Source organism: Streptomyces sp. CA-181903 (genome assembly GCF_050937075.1).
Taxonomy (GTDB): domain Bacteria; phylum Actinomycetota; class Actinomycetes; order Streptomycetales; family Streptomycetaceae; genus Streptomyces.
In genome coordinates, this window is record NZ_JBNJLY010000001.1 from 5,269,934 (window position 1) to 5,295,030 (window position 25,097).

The following is a 25,097-nucleotide window of genomic DNA, read 5'->3' on the forward strand; positions in this document are numbered from 1 at the left end:
TCATTTAAAGCTCTTAAGTCATGACGCCCTCCCCAACCGTACCGCCGGGGCCGCCCCGTTGGTTCTCTGTACGAGTGACCGCCATGACCCCCAATGGAGACAAATGGCAGACTTCCACGGCAGCGAAACCCCGCACGCTCCCGACCGCCCGCCACTCGTACCGCCGTCCACGGCCGCGGCGGCGCCGGTGCCGCTGGGGCGACTGGTCAAGGACATGGACACGGGAAAGCTGGGACTCGTGAGGGAGACTCAGGGCGGCAAGGTACGGCTTCTGGGAATCGGGGGTACCGGGTCCTGGTGGTGCCCGCGGTACAGGCTGAGCCTCGCGTCGCCGGACGAGCGGCGCGCCCTGGGGCTCAGCCCGGAAGGGGTGCAGGATGACCGGATCGGGTGACGTGAACACGCATGCGACGAGCCCCCGGCGGCCCGACCTGGCGATCATGCACGAGTACGTGGTCACCGTCCCGCACACATCCGGCCCGCCGCCCGTCGCCGTAGGCATGTACTCCCTCCCCGCGGTCTCCCAGCGGCCCCGCCGCCCCTGCGCCCGCTGCGCGTCGCTCCGGGACGCGCTCGCCGGCGCGGTGCGGGCGGGGGACACGGCCGCCGAAGGCCGGATCGCTGGGGAACGGGCCGGGCACTGGCGGCGGGAGCACCGGCGGGTGCACGGCTGACGGCGGTCGAACCGGGCGCGACCGCGTTGGGGGGGCTCAACAAGAGGGCCTGTTCCGGCCGTTCGAGTCCACTCGGCGGTGCGTCGCCGCCGCGTGCGCGTCGCGTCGCGCCGCGCGCCCGATTCGCGAGGGGACCAGTGGACATGCCCGTCACCCGGTAAAAGGAGTTCGATATTCCCAACCCGTCCGGACCGTTTCTTCCGGCCATAATCGGCGGCCACACCGAAAACGCGTTCTCGCGAACCACCGCCCCCTCTTGTTAAGTTGCGGCCCCAACGAGGGGAAGGGGGTGACGCATATGAACGATCACGAGATTGTCGAGTACGAGGCGCCCGAAATGCTGCCCATCGGCGAGTTCTCCGAGGTCACGATGTGGTACGGCTGGGCCAGCAACGACGGCGAGGGTACCGCGATCATCTGATCGCGGTGTACGCATTCGGTCGGCTGGGGGATTCCTTGAGCGCGTCATGGTTCATCGCTTTCCCGGAGAATGCCGATGACGCATGTCCGGTCCACCCCGGGCCGACCGAGAACGCCGAAGTGCTGACGTACGCGTCAGGCCGGACGTGGGTGATCGCGGACTGCTCCCATTCCCGCCTGATCGTCGCGGAAGCCGGCGTCAGACGCCTCGCGCTGTTCGGTGAGACGAGCATCGACGCGGGGCGTCTGGCCTGCCTGCTGGCGCGGCACGACGACGTCGTCGGCCTGATGGCCGCCGCGCACGAGATCTCCGGCAGCTTTCACATCCTCTACGCCGACGGCCGTTCGACCCACGTCCAGGGGAGCGCCTCGGGCCTGCGCCAGGTGTTCTACGCCCGGTGCCGGGACGGCTCGTACGCCGCGTCCGACTCGGTCGAACCGCTGGCCCGGCTCGGCGGCGCCACTCCGCGCATCGAGATGGCGGCCTGGGGGATGTTGCACCCCGGCTTCGACTACGGGCTGACCCACGGCACCTACTGGCACGGGGTCCACCGGCTCCCCGCCGACCGGCGGCTGCGCATGACCGCCGACCGGGCCGAGCTCACCACCTGGTGGCGCCCCCCGGCGCCGGCGCTGTCGGTGGCCGACGGCGCGCCGGGGGTACGGGCCGCACTGGAGGAGGCGGTGGCCGTCCGGCGGGCCACGGCCGGCGGCCTCTCGGCGGACCTGTCGGGCGGCATGGACTCGACGTCCCTCTGCTTCCTGCTGGCCGGCCAGGGCGCCCGCTTCCCGTGCTTCGTCGAGCGGACCGTCGACCCCAACCACGACGACGCCCACTGGGCGGCGATCGCCGCCCGGGAGATCGACCGGCAGCTGACGGTCCTCGGCCCCGAGGACGTCCCCGGCCCGTACGACGGCATCTGGGAACCCGGCCGCGGGCTCGTCGAGGACGTCCCGTACGGACTGGGCGAGCCGTACACCCTGATCCGGAACCGGGCGCGGAAGACCGCGATGGCGAAGATCTTCGCCGCCACCGGCTCGGACACGCACATCGGCGGATTCGGGGGCGACGAGCTGTTCACCGTCGCGCCGTCGCACTTCGCCGACCTCTCCGCGCACGCACCCCTGGCGGCGGTCCTAGGGATCCGCGACCTCGCGCGGCTGAGGCGCTGGAGCATGCCCTCCGTCCTGCGCGCGCTCGCCCGGCGGCAGACGTACCAGGGCTGGTTCGAGGAGCAGTTGCGCAGTGTGCACCTGCCCCGGCCGGACCTCCTCGGCCCCGGCCTGAACTGGGGTCCGCAGGTCCGCGTGCCCCCGTGGTCGACCCCCGCGGGCGTCGACGCCGTGCGCGCGGTCGCGACCGCCGCCGATGCCGGCCGGACCCCGCAGGCCGGCACCCGCTCGGTGCACACCAGCGTCGCGGGACACCGCATCGGCGGACAACGGCTGGGTCCGCTGAGAGCCCTGATGGAACACCACGGCATCACGCTGTCCCTGCCGTACATGGACGACGCGGTACTGGAGGCCGCCCTGTCGGTCTCACGTGCCGAGGCCCTGCCGGGCACCGGGTTCAAGCCCGTCCTGAAGGCCGCCATGCGCGTGGGCGCGCCGCCGGACTCCCGGGCGGGCGCGCTGTCGCGCTCCACCAAGGGCGAGTTCAGCATGTCGGTCCACCGTGGCCTGGCCCGCAACCGCCGTCCGCTCCTCGGCCTGTTCGAGGACTCGCTGCTCGCCGAGCACGGCCTGGTGGACATCGACCGGCTGCGCGCCGGCCTGCGGGACACCATGCGTCCCGAGTACGAGACCAACGCGCTGGAGACGACCGTCGCCGCCGAGGTCTGGATGCGGGCCGTCGCGCAGGCGCCCGCTCCGGCGCCCGAACGCCCCCTCACCCACCGACGACTGGCCTCACCATGCTGAAGATCTCCCCGCACGTCGTCCTCACCAAGACCGAGGACGCGGCCGTTCTCCTGGACAAGAAGTCCGGCACGTACTTCCGGGTCAACCCGACCGGGACGGCGGTCTTCGAGATGCTCGCCGCCGGATGCACACCGGACGAGGTCGTGGGCGAGCTGTGCGCACGCCACCCGGAGGCGGCCGGCCGGATACCCGGCGACGTCGCGAGGCTGATCGACACCATGCGACGCGCGAAGGTGCTGATCTGACGTGACACTCCCCATGACCCTGGAACCCCGCGCCCGGCTGCCCCTGCGCCGGCTGCCCCTGCCGGTGCTGGCCGTCGCGGTGAGCCGCCTGCTGACCCGGCTGAGCCCGCACGCGCTGGAGCGGGTGCTGCGCCTGCTCAGCCGCGGCGCCCGGCCCGCCACCCGCGCCGAGGCCCTCGCCGCGCGCGCCGACGTCGTCTCCGTCAGCCGCCGCGCCGCCGGCCCGTACTGCCTGGAGCGGTCGATCGCCGCGGCCCTGCTGGCCCGCCTGCGGGGCAGCTGGCCCGACTGGGTCTCCGGCGTCAGCCTGCTGCCCTTCGCCGCGCACGCCTGGATCGAGGTCGAGGGCCGGGCGGTCGGCGAGTCCCTGCGGCTGGACGCCTTTCACAAGAACATCGTCGTATCCCGGGCCCCCGCACCGGACGGAGCGGCAGGCCGCACGACCACCCCACCGAGAGCCGAGACGGACGGACACCATGGACACCAAGCGCATAGCGGAGCGACTGGCCGGCCGGGGATACGCGCTGGTGCCCGGCTTCCTGACCGGCGAGGCCCTCGCACGGGCGCAGGCCGCGGTCGCCACCTACTTCCCCGACCCGGAGGCGAACGGGAGCACGCCCGAGGAGGTCAACGGCCTCAAGCACGCGGTCCCGTTCCCCTTCACCAGCAACGACCTCAACCGGCACGCGCTCGACCCCCGGGTCATCGACGTCGTCGAGGAACTGCTCGGCACCACCGACCTGCGGCTGACGAGCTCCTTCATCCAGGCCAAGTACGGCACGGCGTACGGGGAGAGCCGGGACCAGACCCTGCACAACGACGCCTGGGCGGCCAGCAGCCTGGTGCACCCGCGGGCGGACGGCGTCTACCAGCGCGTGTACGGCATCCTCTACCTGACCGACGTGACCGTGGACACCGGGCCCACCTACGTCGTCGACCGCGCCGCGCACCTCGGGCTGCCCCTGCTGACCGACGCGGGCAAGGGCTCGTACGACAAAGCGGATTACCCCGAACTGTACGAGCGGGAGCGGCCGGTGGAAGCCGAGGCCGGCTCGCTCCTGCTGTTCGTCGGCGACATCGTGCACCGGGGGTCGGCCTACAACGGGCGGTACGGGCGGCGGCTGGCGCTCTTCTTCAACATGCACGCCGCGCAGGCCCGTTGGACGGACAAGCACCTGTGGTCGATGCGCCCCGCCCACCCCAACTGGCACACCCAGCACGAGCTCATGGTCGAGCTGAGCCCGCGCCAGCGCCACCTCCTGGGCTTCCCGCCGCCCGGGGACGACTACTGGACCGACGAGACGATCGCGCACCTGGAGCGGATGTACCCCGGGATCGACGCCAAGCCCTACCTGCCGCGGGTCGCCGACGCGGTCGCCCCGTGACGGCCGAGCGGCCCGGCTACGCCGGACTGGCCGTCGACGGCCTGCGCTACCTGGGAGAGGCGTTCGGCCTGGGGAGACGTTTCGACGCGGCGGCCGAGGAATCCGTACGGCACCTCTTCGACGGGTGGGGGCACCGGGTCTCGCGGGACACCGACGGCGGCGGGACCCGGCAGGACGCCGTGGCGACCGCCCCGTTCGAGTACTCCCTCGTACTCGACGGGGACCGCGCCGACGTCCGGATCTTCTTCCGGCCGCTCCCCGCGCGGGGCCCCGCCTCCGCGGCCGGGAGCTGGGAGCGCGGCCTGCGGACGCTGGACGGGCTGGAACGCCTGGGCCTCGCGCGCCCGGAGCGGGCCCGGCGGGTCGCCGGTCTGTTCCGGCCGCGCAGCGGGCGGGCGGCGTTCGGGATGTGCCTGGCGGCTTCGGTCCGCGCCTCGGGGATCGCGCGCCCCAAGGTGTACTTCGACACGCTGGCGGCGGGCACCGAGCGCAGCCGGGAGACCGTCGCGACGGCGCTCGACCGGCTCGGGCAGCGCGGCGCGTGGAGCTGGCTGCGGTGCCACGACCCGCGGGGCATGGCCCACCTGATGCCGGCCTTCTTCGCGCTCGACGTGGACGAGTCCCCGCACGCCCGGATGAAGTTCTACACGACGGTCGCGGAACGCTCGACCGCCGAACTCGAAGCCCGCCTGGCCCCGTTGGGCCCCGCCGCGGCGGCCGCCGCGACGGGCCTGGTGACGGACACCGCCCCGCCGGGCTCGAAGCCGCTCGACATGCCCGGGGTACGCCCGACGCTGTGCTGGAGCATGACGTCGCGCGACGGGACGCGGCCGGACGACGCCACGCTGTACCTGCCGTTCGACCTGTACGCCCCGCGCCGGCGCGAGCCGCACGACAGGCTGCGCGAAAGCCTCGGCCCGGCGCTCCTGGCGGGGGTCGGGCGGCTGGTGGACGACCACGCCGCCGCCGTACCGGAGCGGGCGAACCCGTTCCACTGGGTGGCGGCCAAGCTGGTCCACGGCGGGCGGGCGCTCACCCTCTACGTCTCGGCCGCGGCGGTCGAGACGGCCCGGACGGCCCGGCTCGAACACCGGCGGGTGCACGCCTGACGGCCGCAACGGCGGCGCCCCGCCCGGGAGTCCGGGCGGGGCGCTCGCGAGGTCGGGGGCTCAGCACTCGATGACGTTGACCGCCAGCCCGCCCCGGGCCGTCTCCTTGTACTTGACCTTCATGTCGGCGCCGGTCTCCTTCATGGTCTTGATGACCTTGTCGAGGGAGACGTGGTGCCGGCCGTCGCCGCGCAGGGCCATGCGGGCGGCCGTGACGGCCTTCGCCGCGGCCATGCCGTTGCGCTCGATGCAGGGGATCTGCACCAGGCCGCCGACCGGGTCGCAGGTGAGGCCGAGGTTGTGCTCCATGCCGATCTCGGCCGCGTTCTCGACCTGCTCGGGGGAGCCGCCCATGACCTCGGCGAGGCCGCCGGAGGCCATGGAGCAGGCCGAGCCGACCTCGCCCTGGCAGCCGACCTCGGCGCCGGAGATGGAGGCGTTCTCCTTGAAGAGCATGCCGATCGCGCCCGCGGCGAGCAGGAAGCGGACGACGCCCTCCTCGTCCGCGCCGGGCACGAAGTTCATGTAGTAGTGGAGGACGGCCGGGATGATGCCGGCGGCGCCGTTGGTGGGCGCGGTGACGACCCGGCCGCCGGCCGCGTTCTCCTCGTTGACCGCCATCGCGTAGACGGTGATCCACTCCATCGCGCGGGCCTGCGCGTCGCCCTCGGCACGCAGCTGGCGCGACGTGCTCGCGGCGCGGCGGCGGACCTTGAGGCCGCCGGGGAGGATGCCCTCCCGGGACATGCCGCGGCTGACGCACGCCTGCATGACGCGCCAGATCTCCAGCAGGCCGGCCCGGATCTCGTCCTCGGTGCGCCACGCCTTCTCGTTCTCCATCATCATCGCGGAGATCGACAGGCCGGATTCGCGGGACATCCGCAGCAGCTCGTCGCCGGTGCGGAAGGGGTACTTCAGGACGGTGTCGTCGGGGACGATCCGGTCGGCGCCGACCGCGTCCTCGTCCACCACGAAGCCGCCGCCGACCGAGTAGTAGGTCTTCTCCAGCAGGGGCGCGCCGCTCTCGTCGTAGGCGAAGAGGGTCATGCCGTTGGCGTGGTACGGCAGGGCGCGGCGGCGGTGCAGGATCAGCTGGGTGGAGGCGTCGAAGTCGATCTCGTGGGCCGAGCCGATCTCGGTGCCGAGGAGGCGCAGGCGCTTGGTGGTGCGGATGCGCTCCACCTCGTCGTCGGCGATCTCGACGTCGACGGTGCGCGGCGAGTGGCCCTCCAGGCCGAGCAGGACGGCCTTGGGCGTCCCGTGGCCGTGCCCGGTGGCGCCGAGGGAGCCGAAGAGCTCCGCGCGCACCGAGGCGGTCTGGGCGAGCAGGCCGTCCTTCTTCAGGCGGCCCACGAACATCCGGGCGGCGCGCATCGGGCCGACCGTGTGGGAGCTGGACGGGCCTATGCCGATCGAGAAGAGATCGAATACGGAGATGGCCACGGTGGCAGCTCCTTGGGTCGGGGGTGGTACGAGGGGGTTTACGGCTGTGCGTGACGTGGTGCGGGGCACCGCGCTCACCACCAGTGTGCGCGATGCCCCGTACAACCCGGTAAAACCGGAGGTCCGGTCCTACTTCAGGCCGGGGTACAGCGGGTGCTTGTCCGCCAGCGCGGTGACGCGGGCGCGCAGCGCCGGGGCGTCGTACTCGGGCTTCAGGGCCTCCGCGATGACGTCCGCGACCTCGCGGAAGTCCTCGGTGGTGAAGCCGCGGGTGGCCAGCGCCGGGGTGCCGATCCGCAGGCCCGAGGTGACCATCGGGGGACGCGGGTCGTTCGGGACGGCGTTGCGGTTGACCGTGATGCCGACCTCGTGGAGGCGGTCCTCGGCCTGCTGGCCGTCCAGCTGGGAGTGGCGCAGGTCGACGAGGACCAGGTGCACGTCCGTGCCGCCGGACAGGACGGAGACGCCGTGCTCCTTGACGTCGTCCTGGACCAGGCGCTCGGCCAGGATCTTCGCGCCCTCCAGCGTGCGCTGCTGGCGCTCCTTGAACTCCTCGCTGGCCGCGACCTTGAAGGAGACCGCCTTGGCCGCGATCACGTGCTCCAGCGGACCGCCCTGCTGACCGGGGAAGACCGCCGAGTTGATCTTCTTGGCGAGCTCGGCCGTGGAGAGGATCACACCGCCGCGCGGACCGCCGAGGGTCTTGTGCGTGGTGGTGGTGACGACGTGCGCGTGCGGCACCGGGGAGGGGTGCAGCCCGGCGGCGACCAGGCCCGCGAAGTGGGCCATGTCGACCATCAGGTACGCGCCGACCTCGTCGGCGATCCGGCGGAAGGCCGCGAAGTCCAGCTGCCGCGGGTAGGCGGACCAGCCGGCGATGATCAGCTTGGGGCGGTGCTCCTTGGCGAGGCGCTCGACCTCCTCCATGTCGACCAGGTTGGTCTGCTCGTCGACGTGGTAGGCGACCACGTCGTAGAGCTTGCCCGAGAAGTTGATCTTCATGCCGTGGGTCAGGTGCCCGCCGTGGGCGAGGTTCAGACCCAGGATCGTGTCGCCCGGCTTCAGCAGCGCGAACATCGCCGCGGCGTTGGCCTGGGCGCCCGAGTGCGGCTGCACGTTGGCGGCCTCGGCGCCGAACAGCGCCTTGATCCGGTCGATGGCGATCTGCTCGACGACGTCGACGTGCTCGCAGCCGCCGTAGTAGCGGCGGCCCGGGTAGCCCTCGGCGTACTTGTTGGTGAGGACCGAGCCCTGGGCCTCCATGACCGCGACCGGAGCGAAGTTCTCCGAGGCGATCATTTCCAGCGTGGACTGCTGACGGTGGAGTTCGGCGTCGACGGCGGCGGCGACGTCGGGGTCGAGCTCATGGAGGGAGCTGTTCAGAAGCGACATGAGTTCTTCCTGGCGGGAGGGGCCGGGAGGGGCCGGGGGAAGGCGGGACGCGGGGTCAGCCGGCGAAGTCCGTGTACGCGTCGGCGGTCAGCAGCTCCGCCGGCTCGTCCGTGATCTTCACCTTGAACAGCCAGCCGCCCTCGAAGGGGGCGGAGTTCACCAGCGAGGGGTCGTCCACGACGTCCTGGTTGGCCTCGACGACCTCGCCCGTGACGGGGGCGAAGAGGTCGCTGACCGACTTGGTGGACTCCAGCTCACCGCAGGTCTCGCCTGCGGTGATGGTGTCGCCGACGGCCGGGAGCTGGGCGTAGACGACGTCGCCGAGCGCGTTGGCGGCGAACTCGGTGATACCCACCGTCGCCACACCGTTCTCATCCGTGGCCGACAGCCACTCGTGCTCCTTGGTGTAGCGGAGGTGCTGGGGGTTGCTCATGGGTCGATTCTCCTGTACGCGGATGGATGCTCGTGCAAGGGGTCTTGACAGGTGAGACAGAAGACGGCGGGGACGGCGGGCGGGCTCAGTGCTCCCGCTTGTAGAACGGCAGGGCGACGACCTCGTACGGCTCGTGGCTGCCGCGGATGTCCACCGCGACCCCGGCCGTGCCGGGGGCGGCGTGGGCCGCGTCCACGTAGGCGATGGCGATCGGCTTGCCGAGCGTGGGGGAGGGGGCGCCCGAGGTGACCTCGCCGATGACCGCGCCCGAGGCGGCGTCCACCACCGGGTAGCCGGCCCGCGGCACCCGCCGCCCGGCCGCCACCAGGCCCACCAGCTTGCGCGGCGGGGCGTCCGCGGCGCGCTCGGCGGCGGCCTCCAGCGCCGCGCGCCCCACGAAGTCGCCGGGCTTGTCGAACTTGACGACGCGGCCGAGCCCGGCGTCGAACGGCGTGGTCGCGGTGGTCAGCTCGTGCCCGTACAGCGGCATGCCCGCCTCCAGGCGGAGCGTGTCCCGGCAGGACAGGCCGCACGGCACCAGACCGGCGTCCGCGCCCGCCTCGGTGAGCGCCTGCCACAGCTTCTCCGCGTCGGCGGGGGCGACGAACAGCTCGAAGCCGTCCTCGCCGGTGTAGCCGGTGCGGGCGATCAGCGCCGGGACGCCGGCGACCGTGCCGGGCAGGCCCGCGTAGTACTTCAGGCCGTCCAGGTCGGCGTCGGTGACCGACTTCAGGATGGCGGGGGAGGCCGGGCCCTGGACGGCGAGCAGCGCGTAGTTCTCGCGGTCGTCGCGCACCTCGGCCTCGAAGCCCGCGGCCCGCTCGGTGAGCGCGTCCAGCACGACCTGGGCGTTGGAGGCGTTGGCGACGACCATGTACTCCTGGTCCGCCAGCCGGTAGACGATCAGGTCGTCCAGGATGCCGCCGCGCTCGTCGCAGATCATCGTGTAGCGGGCACGGCCGGGCTTCAGCGCGGAGAGGTTGCCCACCAGGGCGTGGTCCAGGGCCTGGCCGGCCTGCGGACCCGTAAGGGTGATCTCGCCCATGTGCGAGAGGTCGAACAGACCGGCGCGGGTGCGGACGGCCACGTGCTCGTCGCGCTCGCTCCCGTAGCGGAGGGGCATGTCCCAGCCGGCGAAGTCGGTCATCGTCGCGCCCAGGGCGCGGTGCAGCGCGTCGAGCGCGGTACGACGCGGGGCGGCGGTCTCTGAGGGCTGTGAGGTCTCTGCGGCAGACATGATCAAGGCTCCCGGGCAGCGGTCGCGAGGACGCGGGGACGTCGAAGGACGGCCTCCCCATCTGTCATCGGAACCTGAGAGGTTCACCGGGAGCCCCGGAGGGCACGCGGCTTGCACCTTGGGTGGGACCGCCGGGCGGTCCGCTTTTCAGATCTGCCTCACCCTGCGCGGTACGGGGCCTGAGAGATTCAAGGGAGGAACTTGCTCCTTCGGCGCCCGGCATGCGGCGTGCCGCGGTGCGGCAGGCACATGGCCGGAACTCTCCCGCGCGGATTCGAGCGGCCGGTATGCAGTTGTACGCAGGTGCGCGTGTACGCAGGTGGTCGTGCTCTTGGCGCGCACATCATTGCACGTACGGGCGTGCGATGGACCGTTCGGAGCCCATCGCATTGGATTACTTTTCCTTTACTCCGTCCGTATGCGGGTGGGGTACACCGTGGGCACCGGGCGAGGGAGCGGCGGGGCCGCGCGGCGGCGGACGAGGACGGGGGAGCGGTGCGAACGGGCGGCCGGAGGGACGCGGCGGATGCGGCGCGGGCGGCACGGGCGGAGCGGGCCGTCGGGGCGCGGGCGCGCGACCTGCGCGGGGCGGTGCCGGCCGTGACGGAGCTGCGCTGCCGCGCCGGGGACCTGCTGGTCGTCTCCGGCCTGCCCGGCGCCGGGAAGTCCACCCTGATGCGACGGGTCGTGCCCGCCCTCGACGGCCGCGGCGACCCCGTGCGCCGCGTCGACTCGCAGGATTCCCGGGCCCGCCTGGAGCGCCGGCTGCGCGCCCTGCCCGTACGGCTCCCGTACGGCGCCTACCGCCCCCTCGCGCGCCTCGCGCACTACGCCCGCCTGTGGCGCGCCCTGCGCTCCGGCGCGAGCCTCGTCGTGCACGACTGCGGGCAGCGAGCCTGGGTCCGCCGGCTGCTGGCCCGCGAGGCGCGCCGGCGCGGGACCGCGCTGCACGTCCTGTTGCTCGCCGTCGAGCCCGGGACCGCGCTCGCCGGGCAGCGGGCCCGGGGACGGACGGTCTCCCGGGCCGCGTTCGGGCGCCACCGCCGCGCCATGGAGCGGCTGGTCGCGGCGACGGCGGCGGGCCGCTCGCCGAAGGGCGCGGCGAGCGTGTTCCTGCTCGACCGCCCGGCCGCGGCGGCCCTGCGGACGATCACCTTCGCGGGGCCGGGCGCGGCGGGACCGCCCGTCACCGAGCCCGCCCCCGCCGCCCCCCTCGCGCGGCGGCCGCCTCCTCGCCCGGCCGGTACGCCCCTCCCGCCCCCTGACGGGGAGTCGGCCGTTAAGGTGCGGGTGCGAGCGCGACGAGATCGTGGGGAGAACGGATGAGCGGCCCCGAGCTGCACGGCACAAAGCGGGTCCGGGGCGAGGCGCCCGGCTGGCCCGCCAACGAACTGGAGGAGACCCTCGCCGCCTGCGCGGGCGTCCCCGGCACCGGCGAGCGCGTCGTCGAGGCGCTCGGCCGCAGCGAGGTCTGGATACCCCTGCCCAAGGGCGGCGGCCCCGACAGCCGCGACCTCGACCTGCCCACCATCGAGCTCGGCGGCGCCGCGTTCGTGCCGGTGTTCAGCTCCGAGGAGCAGTTCCGCCGCGTCGTCGGCGACCACATGGCCCACGCGGTCGCCCCCGCCGTGGAGTTCGCCCGCGGCCTGCCCCCGCAGGTGGGCATCGTCGTCAACCCCGAGGGCACGGTCGGCGCGCCGCTGCCGCCCGCCGCCGTCGCCGAGCTCTGCCGGGCCGGCCGGCTGCGGCTGGAGGGCGAGCCCACCGGCGGCCGGGTGCGCCTGCACGAGCCCTACTGGCAGGACGAGCCCACCGCCTTCCTGGCCGCCGCGGGCCTGGAGTTCACCGCCGCCCGCGCCGTGCGCACCGCCCGCCGCGCCCTGGCGAGCGTCGAGGGCGGCCCGCCGGAGCTCTTCGTCGGCGTGGAGCTCGACCTCCCCGACGACGACAGCCGCGCCGCCGCCGTGGCCGCGCTGGGCCGCGCCCTGGGCTCCGCCCCCGTCCCCTGGCCGGTCCGCACGGTCTTCCTCGACGTCACCCGCGACCCGGTCGCCGACTGGATGCGGGACCGCGTCGCACCGTTCTACGACCGTGACCGGTGACTGCTCCCCTGCATGCCGCCCCGGCCTCGTAAGCTGGTTGGACGACCGTACGGGAGGCGCGACCGCGCCGTGAGGCAGGGGGCGGACGCGACGCGAGCGTCCGCCGGGAGAAGGGGCGGGATCAGGTGAGCGCGGGCGCGGAGAGCGGCGTGGAGCAGGTGCTGCGCCAAGTGGCGCCCGGGCGGTACGACGTCTACGAATCGCTGCTGCGCGCCGTCGCCGACGGCCGGCTGTGGATGCTGCTCTGGCACGGCCGGCCCGGCTCGCCCGACGCCCAGTACGGGAACATGGAGGTCGACGGCCTCGGCTACGCCCCGTGCGTCACCTCCGAGCGCGAGCTCGCCGCCAGCGGCTGGAACCGCGCCCACGAGGTCGTCACCGGCCGCTCCCTCGCCGCCTCCCTCTACCCCGGCCGCTGGGGCCTGTGGCTCAACCCGCACGCCCCCGGCGGCGGCGTCGGCATCCCCTGGCTCGACCTGCGCCGCATCGCCGGCGGCCTGGACCGGCTGCCCGCGGGCCCCCTCCAGATCAGCGAACCCACCGTCGACATCGCCCGGTTCTACGCCCTGCTCGCCCAGCACGCCCAGCGCACGCCGGCCGTCCGGGCACTGCGCCGCGCCTGGGTGCAGCCGGCGATCGGCGCCGCGTACCTGGCGATCGGCCTCGACCTGTACGACACCTCGCCGCCCGCCGTGGAGTCCGTCCGGGCGATGATGCAGCAGGTGGTGGCCGTGGTGCCGGAGGGGCTGCCGGTGTCCACGGTGGCGATGTCGGACGAGTTCGACCCGGTGGCCCTGTGGATGCGCGCCCACGCCCGCCCGTTCTACGGCCACGCAGCCCCGAGCGGCGCGGCGGCGCCGGGGTACGGGTACCCGCACTAGCGCACCCCGGGCACGCCTTCCCGCGACACGCGCGTCCCCCGCGACGGAATCGCACCCGGGCGCCGCGGGTGACGGACGAGGCGCCCGTCCGCTGCCGTTTCCCCTGCTGAGCGTCAACCCCCGTCCGTATAACGGAACCTCGCATCGCACATCACGGTTGCGCATCCATTGGTTGCCAGGTCTGGCGGGTGATCGTGAACGCGTTGAAGACTCCCGAGCCAAGGACCCGCAGGTCCGGTGTACGACCAGCTCCGCTTGTACTTCCCGCACCACAGCACCGCACAGCACCGCATGTGTCAGTGATGGTCGACCTGCCGCCCCCGGGCGGCCGGCGGAGGCCGGTTCCCCCGGCCGAGAGGGGTCCAGCGAACGATGACGGCACCACTCCCCGAGACGAGCGCGACCGGGACCGCGACCGTCGTCGCCGACGCGGAACTCCCGGTCCCGGGCACGACGATCGAGGGCCGCTCCCCGTGGCGCATCGCCTGGACACGGCTCAAGCGCGACAAACTGGCCCTCGCCGGCGGGATCGTGGTCCTGCTGCTCATCCTGGTCGCGATCTTCGCCCCGCTGATCGTGGACCTGCTGGGCCACCCGCCGAACGAGTACCACGAGGACCAGATCGACCCCCTCTTCGGCACCCCGAAGGGCTCATGGGGCGGCATCAACGGGGACTTCCTGTTCGGCGTCGAGCCGGTCAACGGCCGGGACGTCTTCAGCCGGGTCGTCTACGGCGCCCGGGTCTCCCTCCTCGTCGCCTTCCTCGCGGCCGTGGTCGCCGTGGTGATCGGCACCGTCCTGGGCATCATCGCCGGCTACTTCGGCGGCTGGGTGGACACCGTGGTGAGCCGGGTGATGGACGCGCTGCTGGCCTTCCCGCAGCTGCTCTTCATCATCGCGCTGATCTCCGTCGTCCCCAACGAGCTCTGGGGACTGACCGGTTCGGGCGTCCGGATGGCCGTCCTCATCGCGGTGATCGGCTTCTTCGGCTGGCCCTACGTGGGGCGCATCGTGCGCGGGCAGACGCTCTCGCTGAGAGAGCGCGAGTACGTGGAGGCGGCGCGCAGCCTGGGCGCCGGCCGGACGTACATCCTCTTCCGCGAGCTGCTGCCCAACCTGGTCGCGCCGATCACCGTCTACGCCACGCTGATGATCCCGACCAACGTCCTCACCGAGGCCGCGCTCAGCTTCCTCGGCGCCGGCGTCAAGCCGCCCACGTCGTCCTGGGGGCAGATGCTCTCCAAGGCCGTCAACACCTATGAGGGCGACCCGATGTTCATGGTGATCCCGGGCCTCGCCATCTTCGTCACCGTGCTGGCGTTCAACCTCTTCGGGGACGGCGTACGGGACGCCCTGGACCCCAAGGGCTCGCGCTAGCCGCCCCCCGCACACCCCAACACCACCTTGCGCGGAGTGACTTCACGGACGTGCGGCAGCGGAAACGTACCGCCGCCCGTCCGGTCCTCCGGCATCAGGAGTACGAGCTGAAGGAATCACCCCCATCGCGGTCCGCTCCCCGGCCCGCGACGATCACGGAGGTCGCGACATCTTGGCAACGCACTGGACTTCGAGGCGCGGAACGGCCGCTGGCGCGGCACTGGTGGTCGCGGCCCTTGTCGGGGTCACCGCCTGTGGTGGCGGAGGAAGCAAGAACGACAAGGGCGGCGGGGGCGGCGGCAAGGGCCCCGGCTTCAACGCGGGCGTCGAGAAGGTCGCCAGCCCGTCCGACAAGAAGGGCGGCGAGCTGAAGTTCATCGCCACCCAGGAGTCGGACTCCTGGGACCCCCAGCGTATGTACTACGGCTTCGCCTGGGACTTCGCCCGCTACTACGTCCGCACCCTCGTCACCCCCAAGCCCGCGCCGGGCCACGGCAGCGCCGAGCTGGTGCCGGACCTGGCCACCGACCTGGGCAAGGTCTCGGACGACAAGAAGACCTACACCTTCACCCTGAAGGACGGGATCGCCTGGGAGGACGGCAGACCGATCACCGCCCAGGACATCAAGTACGGCATCGAGCGCACCTGGGCGCAGGACAAGATCTCCGGCGGCCCCACCTGGCTGATGCAGGTCCTGGACCCCGACAAGAAGTACAAGGGCCCCTTCAAGGACGACAGCAAGGACAAGCTGGGCCTGTCCGCGATCGAGACGCCCAACGCCAAGACCATCACCTTCAAACTGGCCAAGCCCAACGGCGACTTCCTCCAGATGCTGGCGCTGCCCGCGGCCAGCCCGGTGCCCCAGGACAAGGACACCGCGGAAAAGTACAGCCTCCGGCCGTTCTCCAGCGGCCCGTACAAGTTCCAGTCGTACGACCCCAACAAGAACATGGTGCTCGTCCGCAACGACAAGTGGAACAAGGACTCCGACCAGGTCCGCAAGGCCCTGCCGGACAAGATCTCGGTCAAGTTCACCACCAACGCGGACGCGATGGACAGCGACCTGATCGCGGGCAACTACGACGTCGACCTCAACGCCACCGGCATGGGCTCCGCCGGCCGCCAGAAGGCGCTGCAGACCGCCAAGAGCAACCTGGACAACCCGCAGACCGGCTTCATCCGGTACGCGGCCTTCCCCAAGTCCGTCGCGCCGTTCGACAACGTGCACTGCCGCAAGGCGGTCATCTACGGCGCCGACCACACCTCCCTCCAGACGGCCCGCGGCGGCCCCGAGGCGGGCGGTGACATCGGCCTCAACATGATCCCGCCGGCCGTCACCGGGCACGACGGGTCCTACGACCCGTACAACCTCAAGCAGGGCGCGGCCGACCCGGCCAAGGCCAAGGAGGAGCTGAGGGCCTGCGGCAAGCCGGACGGCTTCAAGACCACCATCGCGGTGCGGAACAACAAGCCGCAGGAGATCGCCACCGCCGAGTCGCTCCAGGCGTCACTGAAGAAGATCGGCATCGAGACGCAGATCGACCAGTACGACGGCGCCCAGTCGTCGACCGTCGTCGGCGCCCCGGCGAACGTCAAGAACAAGAACTACGGGATCATCGTCTTCGGCTGGGGCGCGGACTTCCCCAGCGGCCAGGGCTTCCTCCAGCCCATCGTGGACGGCCGGTTCATCCTCGACACCGCCAACCAGAACTACCCCGAGCTCAACGACCCCGAGGTCAACAAGCTCATGGACCAGGCCATCGCGGAGAGCGACCCGAAGAAGGCGGGGGCGATCTACCAGGAGGCCGACAAGAAGGTCATGGAGGGCGCCTGGTACCTGCCCTTCACCTACGAGAAGAACATCATCTGGCGCAGCTCCCGGCTGACCAACGTCTACACGACGGACGCCTACAACGGCCGGTACGACTACCAGGCCCTGGGAGTCGTCAAGTGACCGCGCACGGGCCGCAGTCGATCGTCCATCCGCTCCTCCGGCACTCCCGCCGCTAGGCCCGAAGGGCAGGTGAGGGCCGAGTGCGGCGGTCCGGTGGACACCCCGTCCACCGGACCGCCGCCGGGCCGACCGCAGTGTTCGCTTACATCGTCAGGCGACTGTTCGCCGTCATCGTGATGCTGCTCGTGGTCACGTTGGTGACCTTCTTCATCTTCTTCACCATCCCCAAGCTCACCGGGGCCGACCCCGCCGCCATGTACGTCGGCAAGCAGGCGGACCCGCAGACGATCGAGGGCATCCGGCAGAAGCTCGGGCTGAGCGACCCGGTCCTGGTCCAGTTCTGGCACTTCATCAGCGGCATCTTCGCCGGCCGCGACTACACCGGGGGCGGCACCACCGACCACTGCGCGGCCCCCTGTTTCGGCTACTCCTTCCGCACCGAGCAGGCCGTCTGGCCGATCCTCACCGACCGGCTGCCCCCGACCCTCTCGCTCGCCGGCGGCGCCTGCGTCATCTGGCTGCTGCTCGGCGTCACCGCCGGCGTGGTCTCCGCCCTCAAGCGCGGCACCAAGATCGACCGCGGCGCGATGATGACCGCCCTGGCCGGCGTCTCGCTGCCGATCTACTTCACCGCCCTGCTGCTGCTCGCCCTGTTCAAGTACAAGCTCGGCTGGACCTCGTCCGAGTACGTGGACTTCGCCGACGACCCGGCCGGCTGGTTCGGCGGGCTGATCCTGCCCTGGGTCGCCCTCGCCTTCCTCTACGCGGCCATGTACGCCCGGCTCACCCGCGCCACCATGATGGAAGTGCTCGGCGAGGACTACATCCGCACCGCCCGCGCCAAGGGGCTCACCGAACGCGTGGTGATCGGCAAGCACGCCATGCGCTCCACCATGACCCCCATCGCCACCATCCTGGGCATGGACCTCGGCGCCCTGGTCGGCAGCGCGATCCTCACCGAGAGCGCCTTCAACCTGCCCGGTCTCGGCCAGGCCGCGGTCACCGCCATCAACAACCGCGACCTGCCGATCATCCTCGGCGTGGTGCTCATCGCCGCCACCGCCGTCGTCATCGCCAACCTCGTGGTGGACCTGCTCTACGCCGTGATCGACCCCCGTGTGAGGCTCTCATGACCACCACCCCCGAGCCGGCCGTCGAGACGGCCGCGGAACCGCCGGGTGGCGGCCGCGCCTACCTGGACGTCCGCGACCTGCGCATCCACTTCCCGACCGACGACGGCGTGGTCAAGTCGGTCGACGGGCTCTCGTTCCGGCTGGAGAAGGGCCGCACGCTCGGCATCGTCGGCGAGTCCGGCTCCGGCAAGTCCGTCAGCTCGCTCGGGATCATGGGCCTGCACACCGTCGGCCAGTACGGCCGGCGCAAGGCCCGGATCTCCGGGGAGATCTGGCTGGACGGCAAGGAACTGCTCACCGCCGACCCCGAAGAGGTCCGCCGGCTGCGCGGCCGCGAAATGGCGATGATCTTCCAGGACCCGCTGTCCGCCATGCACCCCTACTTCACCATCGGCGCGCAGATCGCCGAGGCGTACCGGACCCACCACGACACCGACAAGAAGACCGCCCGCAAACGGGCCGTCGAACTCCTCGACCGCGTCGGCATCCCGCAGCCCGACCGCCGGGTGGACGACTACCCGCACCAGTTCTCCGGCGGCATGCGGCAACGCGCCATGATCGCCATGGCGCTGGTCAACAACCCCGCCCTGCTCATCGCGGACGAACCGACGACCGCCCTCGACGTCACCGTCCAGGCGCAGATCCTCGACCTCATCCGCGACCTCCAGAAGGAGTTCGGCTCCGCCGTCATCATCATCACCCACGACCTGGGCGTGGTCGCCGAACTCGCCGACGACATCCTCGTCATGTACGGCGGCCGCTGCGTCGAACGCGGCCCGGCCGAGCAGGTCTTCTACGAGCCCCAGCACCCCTACACCTGGGGCCTGCTCGGATCCATGCCGCGCATCGACCGCGACCAGACCGAACGGCTGATCCCGGTCAAGGGCTCGCCGCCCAGCCTGATCAACGTGCCGCCGGGCTGCGCCTTCAGCCCGCGCTGCCCGTACGCCGACGTCCCGGGGGAGGACGTCACCCGGACCGTACGGCCCGAACTCCAGCCGGTGACGGGGGAGAAGAGCCGGGGCCACGTCGCCGCCTGCCACATGACGCAGGAGCAACGGACGCGGATCTGGACCGAAGAGATCGCTCCCAAGCTGTGAAGGACCGAGCTGTGCCTGAAGACAACGACGCGGTCTCCGTGGGAGCGCCGGACGAGAAGGCGCCGGCCGCCGCCTCGGACGCCGGCGCCCGGCCCCTGCTCCGGGTGGAGGGCCTGGTCAAACACTTCCCGATCACCAAGGGGCTGCTCCGCCGCCAGGTCGGCGCCGTGCACGCCGTGGACGGCATCAGCTTCGACGTCCGCCCCGGCGAGACCCTGGGCGTGGTCGGCGAGTCGGGCTGCGGCAAGTCCACCATGGGCCGGCTGGTCACCCGGCTGCTCGAACCCACCGGCGGGACCGTGGAGTTCGAGGGCCGGGACATCTCCCACCTGGGGGTGGGCGGGATGCGCCCGATGCGCCGGGACATCCAGATGATCTTCCAGGACCCGTACTCCTCGCTGAACCCCCGGCACACCGTCGGCACCATCGTCGGCGCGCCGTTCCGGCTCCAGGGCATCACGCCGGAGGGCGGGGTGAAGAAGGAAGTACAGCGGCTGCTGGGGCTGGTGGGCCTCAACCCCGAGCACTACAACCGCTACCCGCACGAGTTCTCCGGCGGCCAGCGGCAGCGCATCGGCATCGCCCGCGCGCTGGCGCTCAAGCCGAAGCTGGTGATCGCCGACGAGCCGGTCTCCGCGCTGGACGTCTCGATTCAGGCCCAGGTGGTCAACCTGCTGGACGACCTCCAGGACGAGCTCGGGCTGACGTACATCATCATCGCCCACGACCTGTCGGTGATCCGGCACGTCTCGGACCGGATCGCGGTGATGTACCTGGGCAAGATCGTGGAGCTGACCGACCGCCGCTCGCTCTACAGCACCCCCATGCACCCCTACACCAAGGCCCTCCTCTCGGCCGTGCCGGTGCCCGACCCGCGGCGGCGGGCCCAGCGGGAGCGCATCCTGCTGAAGGGCGACGTGCCGTCGCCGATCTCGCCGCCGTCGGGCTGCCGGTTCCACACCCGGTGCTGGAAGGCGACGGAGGTGTGCCGGACGCAGGAGCCGGTGCTGACCGCGCTGCGGCCCGGCCACCAGGTGGCGTGCCACCACCCGGAGCAGGTGGAGCCGGCGGAGGGGAAGGCGGAGGGGGCGGCGGCCTGAGCGGGGAGGCCGAGCGGGAGGGCGCCGCGCGGGGGATCCGCCCGGGGGAGGTGCTCAGGGGGCCGGCCCGGGGCCCCATCCCGGGAACCCCGGAGACCTCCGGGACCCTCCCTCGGGCCCCCTCCCCCGGGAACCCTCCCAGGGCGGGACAAGGGGGACACCCTGCCGACCGGTAAGAATGTCGCGTGCTCACCGATCTGTTCTCCCCCTCCGTCCAGCACTGGCTGGACGTCGTCGGGATCTTCGTCTTCGCGATCTCCGGCGCGCTGCTCGGCGTCCGCAAGAACTTCGACGTCTTCGGCATGGCGGTGCTGGCGGAGGTCACGGCACTGGGCGGAGGTCTCTTCCGGGACCTGGTCATCGGTGCCGTCCCGCCCGCCGCCTTCAGCGACCTCGGCTACTTCGTCACCCCGCTGATCGCCACGCTGATCGTCTTCTTCCTGCACCCCGAGGTGGAACGGATCACCAGCGCGGTGAATGTCTTCGACGCCGCCGGCCTCGGCCTCTTCTGCGTCACCGGGACGGTCAAGGCGTACGGGCACGGGCTCGGCCTCACCCAGTCCGCCACCCTCGGACTGGCCACGGCGGTGGGCGGGGGAGTGCTGCGCGACGTCCTCGCCCACGAAGTGCCGTCGCTGCTGCGCTGGGACCGCGACCTGTACGCCGTCCCGGCCATGGCCGGAGCCACGACGGCGGCGCTGATGCTGAAGGCCGGCGTGCTGCACGGCCCCACCAACGCCATCCCGGTGGTCGTCGGCTGCGGGCTGCGGCTGCTCGCCATGCGCTTCCACTGGCGGGCCCCGCGCGCCTGGCACCGGCGGAGCGCGGCGGCGGAGGAAGTGGCGCCCGGGGTCGGGCCGCACGTCACGCCCCGTAAGGCTACCCGTCGGTAACCTACCGGTAGTACGGTGCCCGCATGGCACTGGCAACCATCGGCAACAGCGAGTTCGACCGGGACACCGCGATCACGCCGCGCGCTCCGGGCGGCACCCCGGACGGCACCGCCGAACACGACGTCCGCATCCACCGGGGCTGGACGCTCTTCGGCGCGGCCAACGGCGGCTACCTCCTCGCCATCGCGGCCCGGGCCCTCGCGGACACCCTCCCGCACCCCGACCCGTTCACCGTCACCGCCCACTACCTGAGCGCCACCCGGCCGGGCCCGGCCGTGGTCCGCAGCAGCCGGGCGCACGCCCGCCGGTCGCTCTCGACCGGCCAGGCGAGCCTGTTCCAGACGGCCGACGACGGCACGGAGGTCGAACGGCTGCGGGTGCTCGCCACATACGGTGACCTGGACGCGCTCTCCGGCGACGTGCGCACCACCGCCAAGCCGCCGGAGCTGCCGCCACGCGAGCACTGCGTCGCCCGCGACGACCTCGGCGGCGGCGAGGGCTTCGGCGCCGCCGAGATCGTCGCCCGCCTCGACCTGGCGCTCGACCCCGCCACCGCCGGCTGGGCGACCGGCGGCCCGGCGGGGCCGGGCGAGATGCGCGGCTGGTTCGACTTCGCCGACGGCCGCGACCCGGACCCGCTCTCCCTCCTCCTGGCCGCCGACGCGCTCCCGCCCACGCCGTTCGACATGGGCGTCATCGGCTGGGTCCCGACGGTCGAACTCACCGTCCACATCCGCCGCCGGCCCGCCCCGGGCCCCCTCCGCATCGCGGTCGTCACCCGCAACCTGGCGGGCGGCTTCCTGGAGGAGGACGCGGAGATCTGGGACAGCGCGGACCGGCTGGTCGCGCAGTCGCGGCAGCTGGCGCGGCTGCTGGGCTGAGGGACCCCCGAATCAGTCCACCGAGCGGCCGGTCCGGGCCGCCAGCCGGGTGTGGACGTCCGCGCCCTCCGGAGCCGGCCGGGCGGCGTCGAAGCCGCCCGCCCTGCCCTCCGACGGCAGCGTCTCGGCCACCTTCAGGGCGAGCTCGGACAGCTCCGGGTCGAGCGCCACGTGCCGGCCGAGGGCCTCGTTGAGGTCCCAGGTGTGGACGACCGTCTCCATCACCAGGAAGCTGATCACGCTGTACCCGGGCGACTTGCCCCACGGCACGTCGTACATGGCCGTCAGCACGGACTCGTCGTCCCAGGCGGCGACGAGCCGGTCGCCGGCCTCGTCGAGCGCGGCGACCCAGCCGTCGTCCGCCACCTGCGGGGCGGCGGGCGGCCCGCTCGGCCGGTACCCGCCGCTGGAGGCGACGCCGGCCAGCGTGTGGTCGACGGCGACGACGTGTCCCAGCAGCCCCCGGACGTCGTACTCGGTACAGGGGGTCGGGTCGTCCAGCCGCTCCGGCCGCACGGCGGCGGCGACGGCGGCGAACTGCGCGACGGCCCGGCGCAGCTGCGGGCGCGGGTCGGGAACGTTCTCGGTGTCGGGCATCGGGCGGCTCTCCTCGGTGCGCTGCGGGTGGTGGTGCAGGGCGGATTCCCCCAGCAGAGCCTGCCGCCGAAGGGCTCTGCCTGCCGTGCGCTTTTCGGCCAATGTCCAGCACGGGTGCACCCGAATCAGCCCGTCCGCGCCGCTTACAGCCTGTCCGGCGTATGAGGACCGCGCGCGATGCTCACCCACCCACCCCGCTGCCCACCCACCCCGGCCCCCTCCAGCCCGTCCGGCGTTTGAGGACAACCGCGCGGAGCGCGGTCGCGGGGGTGCGGGGGCGCGGCCCCCGCAGGAAACGGCAAATGGGGGTGCCCCCTCCGGGGAGGGACTGGGCCCCCACCGAACAGCCCCGCACCGCCGGGGACGCCCACCCCCACAACTCGTAGAATCGTCCCACCATGGCCTACCTCGACCACGCAGCCACCACCCCGATGCTCCCGGAGGCGGTACGGGCGATGACCGCCCACCTCCCCGTAGCCGGGAACGCCTCGTCGCTGCACGCCGCCGGGCGGCGCGCACGCCGCACCGTCGAGGAGGCCCGCGAATCGCTCGCCGCCGCACTCGGCGCCCGCCCCAGCGAGGTCGTCTTCACGGCCGGCGGCACGGAGGCGGACAACCTCGCCGTGAAGGGCCTGTACTGGGCCCGCCGCGCGGCCGACCCCGCTCGGACCCGGGTCCTGTCCAGCCCGGTGGAGCACCACGCCGTCCTCGACGCGGTCGACTGGCTGGCGGCCCATGAGGGCGCCACCGTCGAGTACCTGCCGGTCGACGCGCACGGCAGGGTGCACCCGGAGGCGCTCCGGGAGGCGATAGCCCGCGACCCGGCGGACGTCGCCCTGATCACGGTCATGTGGGCCAACAACGAGATCGGCACGATCCAGCCGATCGCCGAACTCGCCGCCGTCGCGGCGGAGTTCGGCATCCCGATGCACGCCGACGCCGTTCAGGCGGCAGGCCAGCTGGACGTGGACTTCGCCACGTCCGGCCTGGCCGCGATGACCGTCAGCGGCCACAAGATCGGCGGCCCGTACGGGATCGGCGCGCTGCTGCTGGGCCGCAGCCACACGCCCGTCCCGCTGCTGCACGGCGGCGGCCAGGAGCGGCATGTGCGTTCGGGCACGCTGGACGTCCCCGCGATCGCCGCGTTCGCGGTGGCGGGCACGCTGGCGGCCGAGCGCCGGGAGGAGTTCGCGCGGGAGGTGGGCGCCCTCCGCGACCGCCTGATCGCGGGCGTTCTGGAGGCCGTCCCCGACGCGGTCCTCGGCGGCGACCCGGACCCGGCGGGCCGCCTCCCCGCCAACGCCCACTTCTCGTTCCCCGGCTGCGAGGGCGACTCGCTCCTGCTCCTGCTGGACGCCCAGGGCATCGAGTGCTCGACGGGCTCCGCCTGCACCGCCGGCGTCGCCCAGCCCAGCCACGTCGTCCTCGCCACCGGCACGGACCCGGAGCTGGCGCGCGGCACGCTCCGCTTCTCGCTCGGCCACACGTCGACGGAGGCGGACGTCGAGGCGGTCCTGGAGGCGATCGGGCCGGCGGTGAAACGAGCGAGAACCGCGGGCCTGAGCTAGCCGCCGCGGCCCCTACGCGGTGGCCCGCCGAATCGGGGAGGGGACGAGATCGCGCCTCCCGTACCCTGGAGACGCTATGACTGACTTCCCGGGTGCACCCGATCCCCAGGCCCCCCGCAAGGGACTCCGCGTCCTCGCCGCCATGTCCGGCGGCGTCGATTCCGCCGTCGCCGCGGCCCGCGCCGTCGAAGCGGGCCACGACGTGACCGGCGTGCACCTGGCCCTGTCGGCCAACCCGCAGTCCTTCCGCACCGGCGCCCGCGGCTGCTGCACCATCGAGGACTCCCGCGACGCCCGCCGCGCCGCCGACGTGATCGGCATCCCCTTCTACTGCTGGGACCTGGCCGAGCGCTTCCGCGAGGACGTCGTCGAGGACTTCGTCGCCGAGTACGAGGCCGGCCGCACCCCCAACCCCTGCCTGCGCTGCAACGAGAAGATCAAGTTCGCGGCGCTGCTGGACAAGGCGCTCGCCCTGGGCTTCGACGCGGTCTGCACCGGCCACTACGCGACGGTCGTCCTCAACGAGGACGGCACCCGCGAGCTGCACCGCGCCAGCGACATGGCCAAGGACCAGTCCTACGTCCTCGGTGTCCTGGACGAGCGCCAGCTCGCGCACGCGATGTTCCCCCTCGGCGACACGGTCACCACCAAGGAGGAGATCCGCGCCGAGGCCGAGCGCCGCGGCCTGGCGGTCGCCAAGAAGCCGGACAGCCACGACATCTGCTTCATCGCCGACGGCGACACCCGCGGCTTCCTGGCCAAGCGCCTCGGCACCTCCGAGGGCGACATCGTCGACGAGACCGGTGCCAAGGTCGGCACCCACGAGGGCGCCTACGGCTTCACCATCGGCCAGCGCAAGGGCCTCCGCATCGGCCACCCGGCCCCGGACGGCAAGCCGCGCTACGTCCTCGACATCTCCCCCGTGAACAACACGGTCACCGTGGGTCCCGCCGAGGCCCTGGACATCTCCGCCCTCACCGCCATCCGTCCCCGCTGGTGCGGCGTCGCCCCCACCGGCCCCGGCCGCTACACCGCCCAACTCCGCGCCCACGGCGGCGAGACCCCGGTCACGGCGGAACTCGTGGACGGCACCCTCCGGGTCGCCTTCACCACCCCCGTCCGAGGCGTGGCCCCCGGCCAGGCGATCGTCCTCTACGACGGCACCCGCGTGGTCGGCTCGGCGACGATCGCGACGACGGAACGGGCCGTCGCGGCCTGACGGGGGGCTTCCCGCTCTGGGGCAGGTGCCCATG

Annotated in this window: 23 protein-coding genes, 1 pseudogene and 1 riboswitch; of the genes and pseudogenes, 19 read left to right on the forward strand and 5 right to left on the reverse strand. The window is 72.7% G+C overall.

Features of this window, described 5'->3' with window-relative positions; translation table 11 throughout:
• The first annotated feature begins 377 nt into the window (after positions 1–377).
• From ACQEVS_RS23600 to ACQEVS_RS23630, 7 genes and pseudogenes are all read left to right on the forward strand, one after another.
• Positions 378–674 (forward strand): hypothetical protein, encoded by a 297-nt coding sequence (locus ACQEVS_RS23600; protein WP_433023443.1) that lies wholly within the window; start codon positions 378–380, stop codon positions 672–674.
• A gap of 298 nt (positions 675–972) precedes the next feature.
• On the forward strand, positions 973–1,095 hold the full coding sequence (locus ACQEVS_RS23605; protein WP_433023445.1) for a lasso RiPP family leader peptide-containing protein: 123 nt from the start codon (positions 973–975) through the stop codon (positions 1,093–1,095).
• Between the two features lie 119 nt (positions 1,096–1,214).
• Entirely contained in the window at positions 1,215–3,014 is a 1,800-nt protein-coding gene (locus ACQEVS_RS23610; protein WP_433023447.1) for an asparagine synthase-related protein, read from the forward strand.
• Entirely contained in the window at positions 3,008–3,259 is a 252-nt protein-coding gene (locus ACQEVS_RS23615) for a lasso peptide biosynthesis PqqD family chaperone (RefSeq protein WP_433023449.1), read from the forward strand. Before ACQEVS_RS23610 ends, ACQEVS_RS23615 begins: the two co-directional genes overlap by 7 nt.
• Positions 3,260–3,272: 13 nt before the next feature.
• Positions 3,273–3,638, forward strand: a pseudogene (locus ACQEVS_RS23620) (lasso peptide biosynthesis B2 protein); the annotation flags it as partial.
• Between the two features lie 97 nt (positions 3,639–3,735).
• Positions 3,736–4,644, forward strand: coding sequence for a phytanoyl-CoA dioxygenase family protein (locus tag ACQEVS_RS23625; protein ID WP_433023451.1), 909 nt, complete (start codon positions 3,736–3,738; stop codon positions 4,642–4,644).
• A complete protein-coding gene (locus ACQEVS_RS23630) occupies positions 4,641–5,753 on the forward strand; it encodes a hypothetical protein (protein ID WP_433028187.1) in 1,113 nt (370 codons plus the stop codon). The genes ACQEVS_RS23625 and ACQEVS_RS23630 overlap by 4 nt, the downstream gene beginning before the upstream one ends.
• A 60-nt stretch (positions 5,754–5,813) precedes the next feature.
• Here the strand turns inward: ACQEVS_RS23630 and ACQEVS_RS23635 are convergent, their stop codons facing one another.
• From ACQEVS_RS23635 to gcvT, 4 genes are all read right to left on the reverse strand, one after another.
• Entirely contained in the window at positions 5,814–7,196 is a 1,383-nt protein-coding gene (locus tag ACQEVS_RS23635; RefSeq protein ID WP_433023453.1) for an L-serine ammonia-lyase, read from the reverse strand.
• Positions 7,197–7,325: 129 nt separating this feature from the next.
• Positions 7,326–8,588, reverse strand: coding sequence for a serine hydroxymethyltransferase (glyA, locus tag ACQEVS_RS23640; protein WP_433023455.1), 1,263 nt, complete (start codon positions 8,586–8,588; stop codon positions 7,326–7,328).
• Between the two features lie 55 nt (positions 8,589–8,643).
• The gene (gene gcvH, locus ACQEVS_RS23645; protein ID WP_004949856.1) at positions 8,644–9,021 is read right to left on the reverse strand and encodes a glycine cleavage system protein GcvH; all 378 of its coding nucleotides are present in this window, start codon (positions 9,019–9,021) and stop codon (positions 8,644–8,646) included.
• Between the two features lie 85 nt (positions 9,022–9,106).
• On the reverse strand, positions 9,107–10,258 hold the full coding sequence (gene gcvT, locus ACQEVS_RS23650; RefSeq protein WP_433023457.1) for a glycine cleavage system aminomethyltransferase GcvT: 1,152 nt from the start codon (positions 10,256–10,258) through the stop codon (positions 9,107–9,109).
• Positions 10,259–10,416: 158 nt separating this feature from the next.
• Positions 10,417–10,535: riboswitch (glycine riboswitch) on the reverse strand.
• A 218-nt stretch (positions 10,536–10,753) separates the two neighbouring features.
• On the opposite strand from gcvT, the gene ACQEVS_RS23655 reads away from it, so the two are divergent.
• The 10 genes from ACQEVS_RS23655 to ACQEVS_RS23700 all read left to right on the forward strand — a co-directional run bounded on the left by ACQEVS_RS23655 (position 10,754) and on the right by ACQEVS_RS23700 (position 21,679).
• Complete coding sequence (locus ACQEVS_RS23655) at positions 10,754–11,584, forward strand: AAA family ATPase (RefSeq protein ID WP_433023459.1); 831 nt, start codon at positions 10,754–10,756, stop codon at positions 11,582–11,584.
• Complete coding sequence (locus ACQEVS_RS23660) at positions 11,581–12,360, forward strand: enhanced serine sensitivity protein SseB C-terminal domain-containing protein (protein ID WP_433023461.1); 780 nt, start codon at positions 11,581–11,583, stop codon at positions 12,358–12,360. The genes ACQEVS_RS23655 and ACQEVS_RS23660 overlap by 4 nt, the downstream gene beginning before the upstream one ends.
• 125 nt (positions 12,361–12,485) lie before the next feature.
• Complete coding sequence (locus ACQEVS_RS23665; protein WP_433023463.1) at positions 12,486–13,241, forward strand: enhanced serine sensitivity protein SseB C-terminal domain-containing protein; 756 nt, start codon at positions 12,486–12,488, stop codon at positions 13,239–13,241.
• 372 nt (positions 13,242–13,613) lie between these two features.
• Positions 13,614–14,618, forward strand: coding sequence for an ABC transporter permease (locus ACQEVS_RS23670; protein WP_433023465.1), 1,005 nt, complete (start codon positions 13,614–13,616; stop codon positions 14,616–14,618).
• 172 nt (positions 14,619–14,790) lie between these two features.
• Positions 14,791–16,572: an ABC transporter substrate-binding protein gene (locus ACQEVS_RS23675; protein ID WP_433023467.1), complete on the forward strand. Its 1,782-nt coding sequence runs from the start codon at positions 14,791–14,793 to the stop codon at positions 16,570–16,572.
• 134 nt (positions 16,573–16,706) lie between these two features.
• Positions 16,707–17,705 (forward strand): ABC transporter permease, encoded by a 999-nt coding sequence (locus ACQEVS_RS23680; RefSeq protein ID WP_433023469.1) that lies wholly within the window; start codon positions 16,707–16,709, stop codon positions 17,703–17,705.
• Positions 17,702–18,805 (forward strand): ABC transporter ATP-binding protein, encoded by a 1,104-nt coding sequence (locus ACQEVS_RS23685; protein WP_433023471.1) that lies wholly within the window; start codon positions 17,702–17,704, stop codon positions 18,803–18,805. Before ACQEVS_RS23680 ends, ACQEVS_RS23685 begins: the two co-directional genes overlap by 4 nt.
• A gap of 38 nt (positions 18,806–18,843) precedes the next feature.
• A complete protein-coding gene (locus ACQEVS_RS23690) occupies positions 18,844–19,905 on the forward strand; it encodes an ABC transporter ATP-binding protein (protein ID WP_433027838.1) in 1,062 nt (353 codons plus the stop codon).
• 185 nt (positions 19,906–20,090) lie between these two features.
• A complete protein-coding gene (locus tag ACQEVS_RS23695) occupies positions 20,091–20,798 on the forward strand; it encodes a trimeric intracellular cation channel family protein (RefSeq protein WP_433023473.1) in 708 nt (235 codons plus the stop codon).
• Between the two features lie 23 nt (positions 20,799–20,821).
• Positions 20,822–21,679 (forward strand): thioesterase family protein, encoded by an 858-nt coding sequence (locus tag ACQEVS_RS23700; protein ID WP_433023475.1) that lies wholly within the window; start codon positions 20,822–20,824, stop codon positions 21,677–21,679.
• A gap of 12 nt (positions 21,680–21,691) precedes the next feature.
• On the opposite strand, the gene ACQEVS_RS23705 is transcribed toward ACQEVS_RS23700, so the two are convergent.
• A complete protein-coding gene (locus ACQEVS_RS23705; RefSeq protein WP_433023477.1) occupies positions 21,692–22,276 on the reverse strand; it encodes a TIGR03086 family metal-binding protein in 585 nt (194 codons plus the stop codon).
• A gap of 398 nt (positions 22,277–22,674) precedes the next feature.
• On the opposite strand from ACQEVS_RS23705, the gene ACQEVS_RS23710 reads away from it, so the two are divergent.
• Positions 22,675–23,844, forward strand: a complete 1,170-nt coding sequence (locus ACQEVS_RS23710) for a cysteine desulfurase family protein (protein ID WP_433023479.1) — start codon at positions 22,675–22,677, stop codon at positions 23,842–23,844.
• Between the two features lie 76 nt (positions 23,845–23,920).
• Positions 23,921–25,063, forward strand: a complete 1,143-nt coding sequence (gene mnmA, locus ACQEVS_RS23715; protein WP_433023481.1) for a tRNA 2-thiouridine(34) synthase MnmA — start codon at positions 23,921–23,923, stop codon at positions 25,061–25,063.
• Positions 25,064–25,097 lie beyond the last annotated feature (34 nt).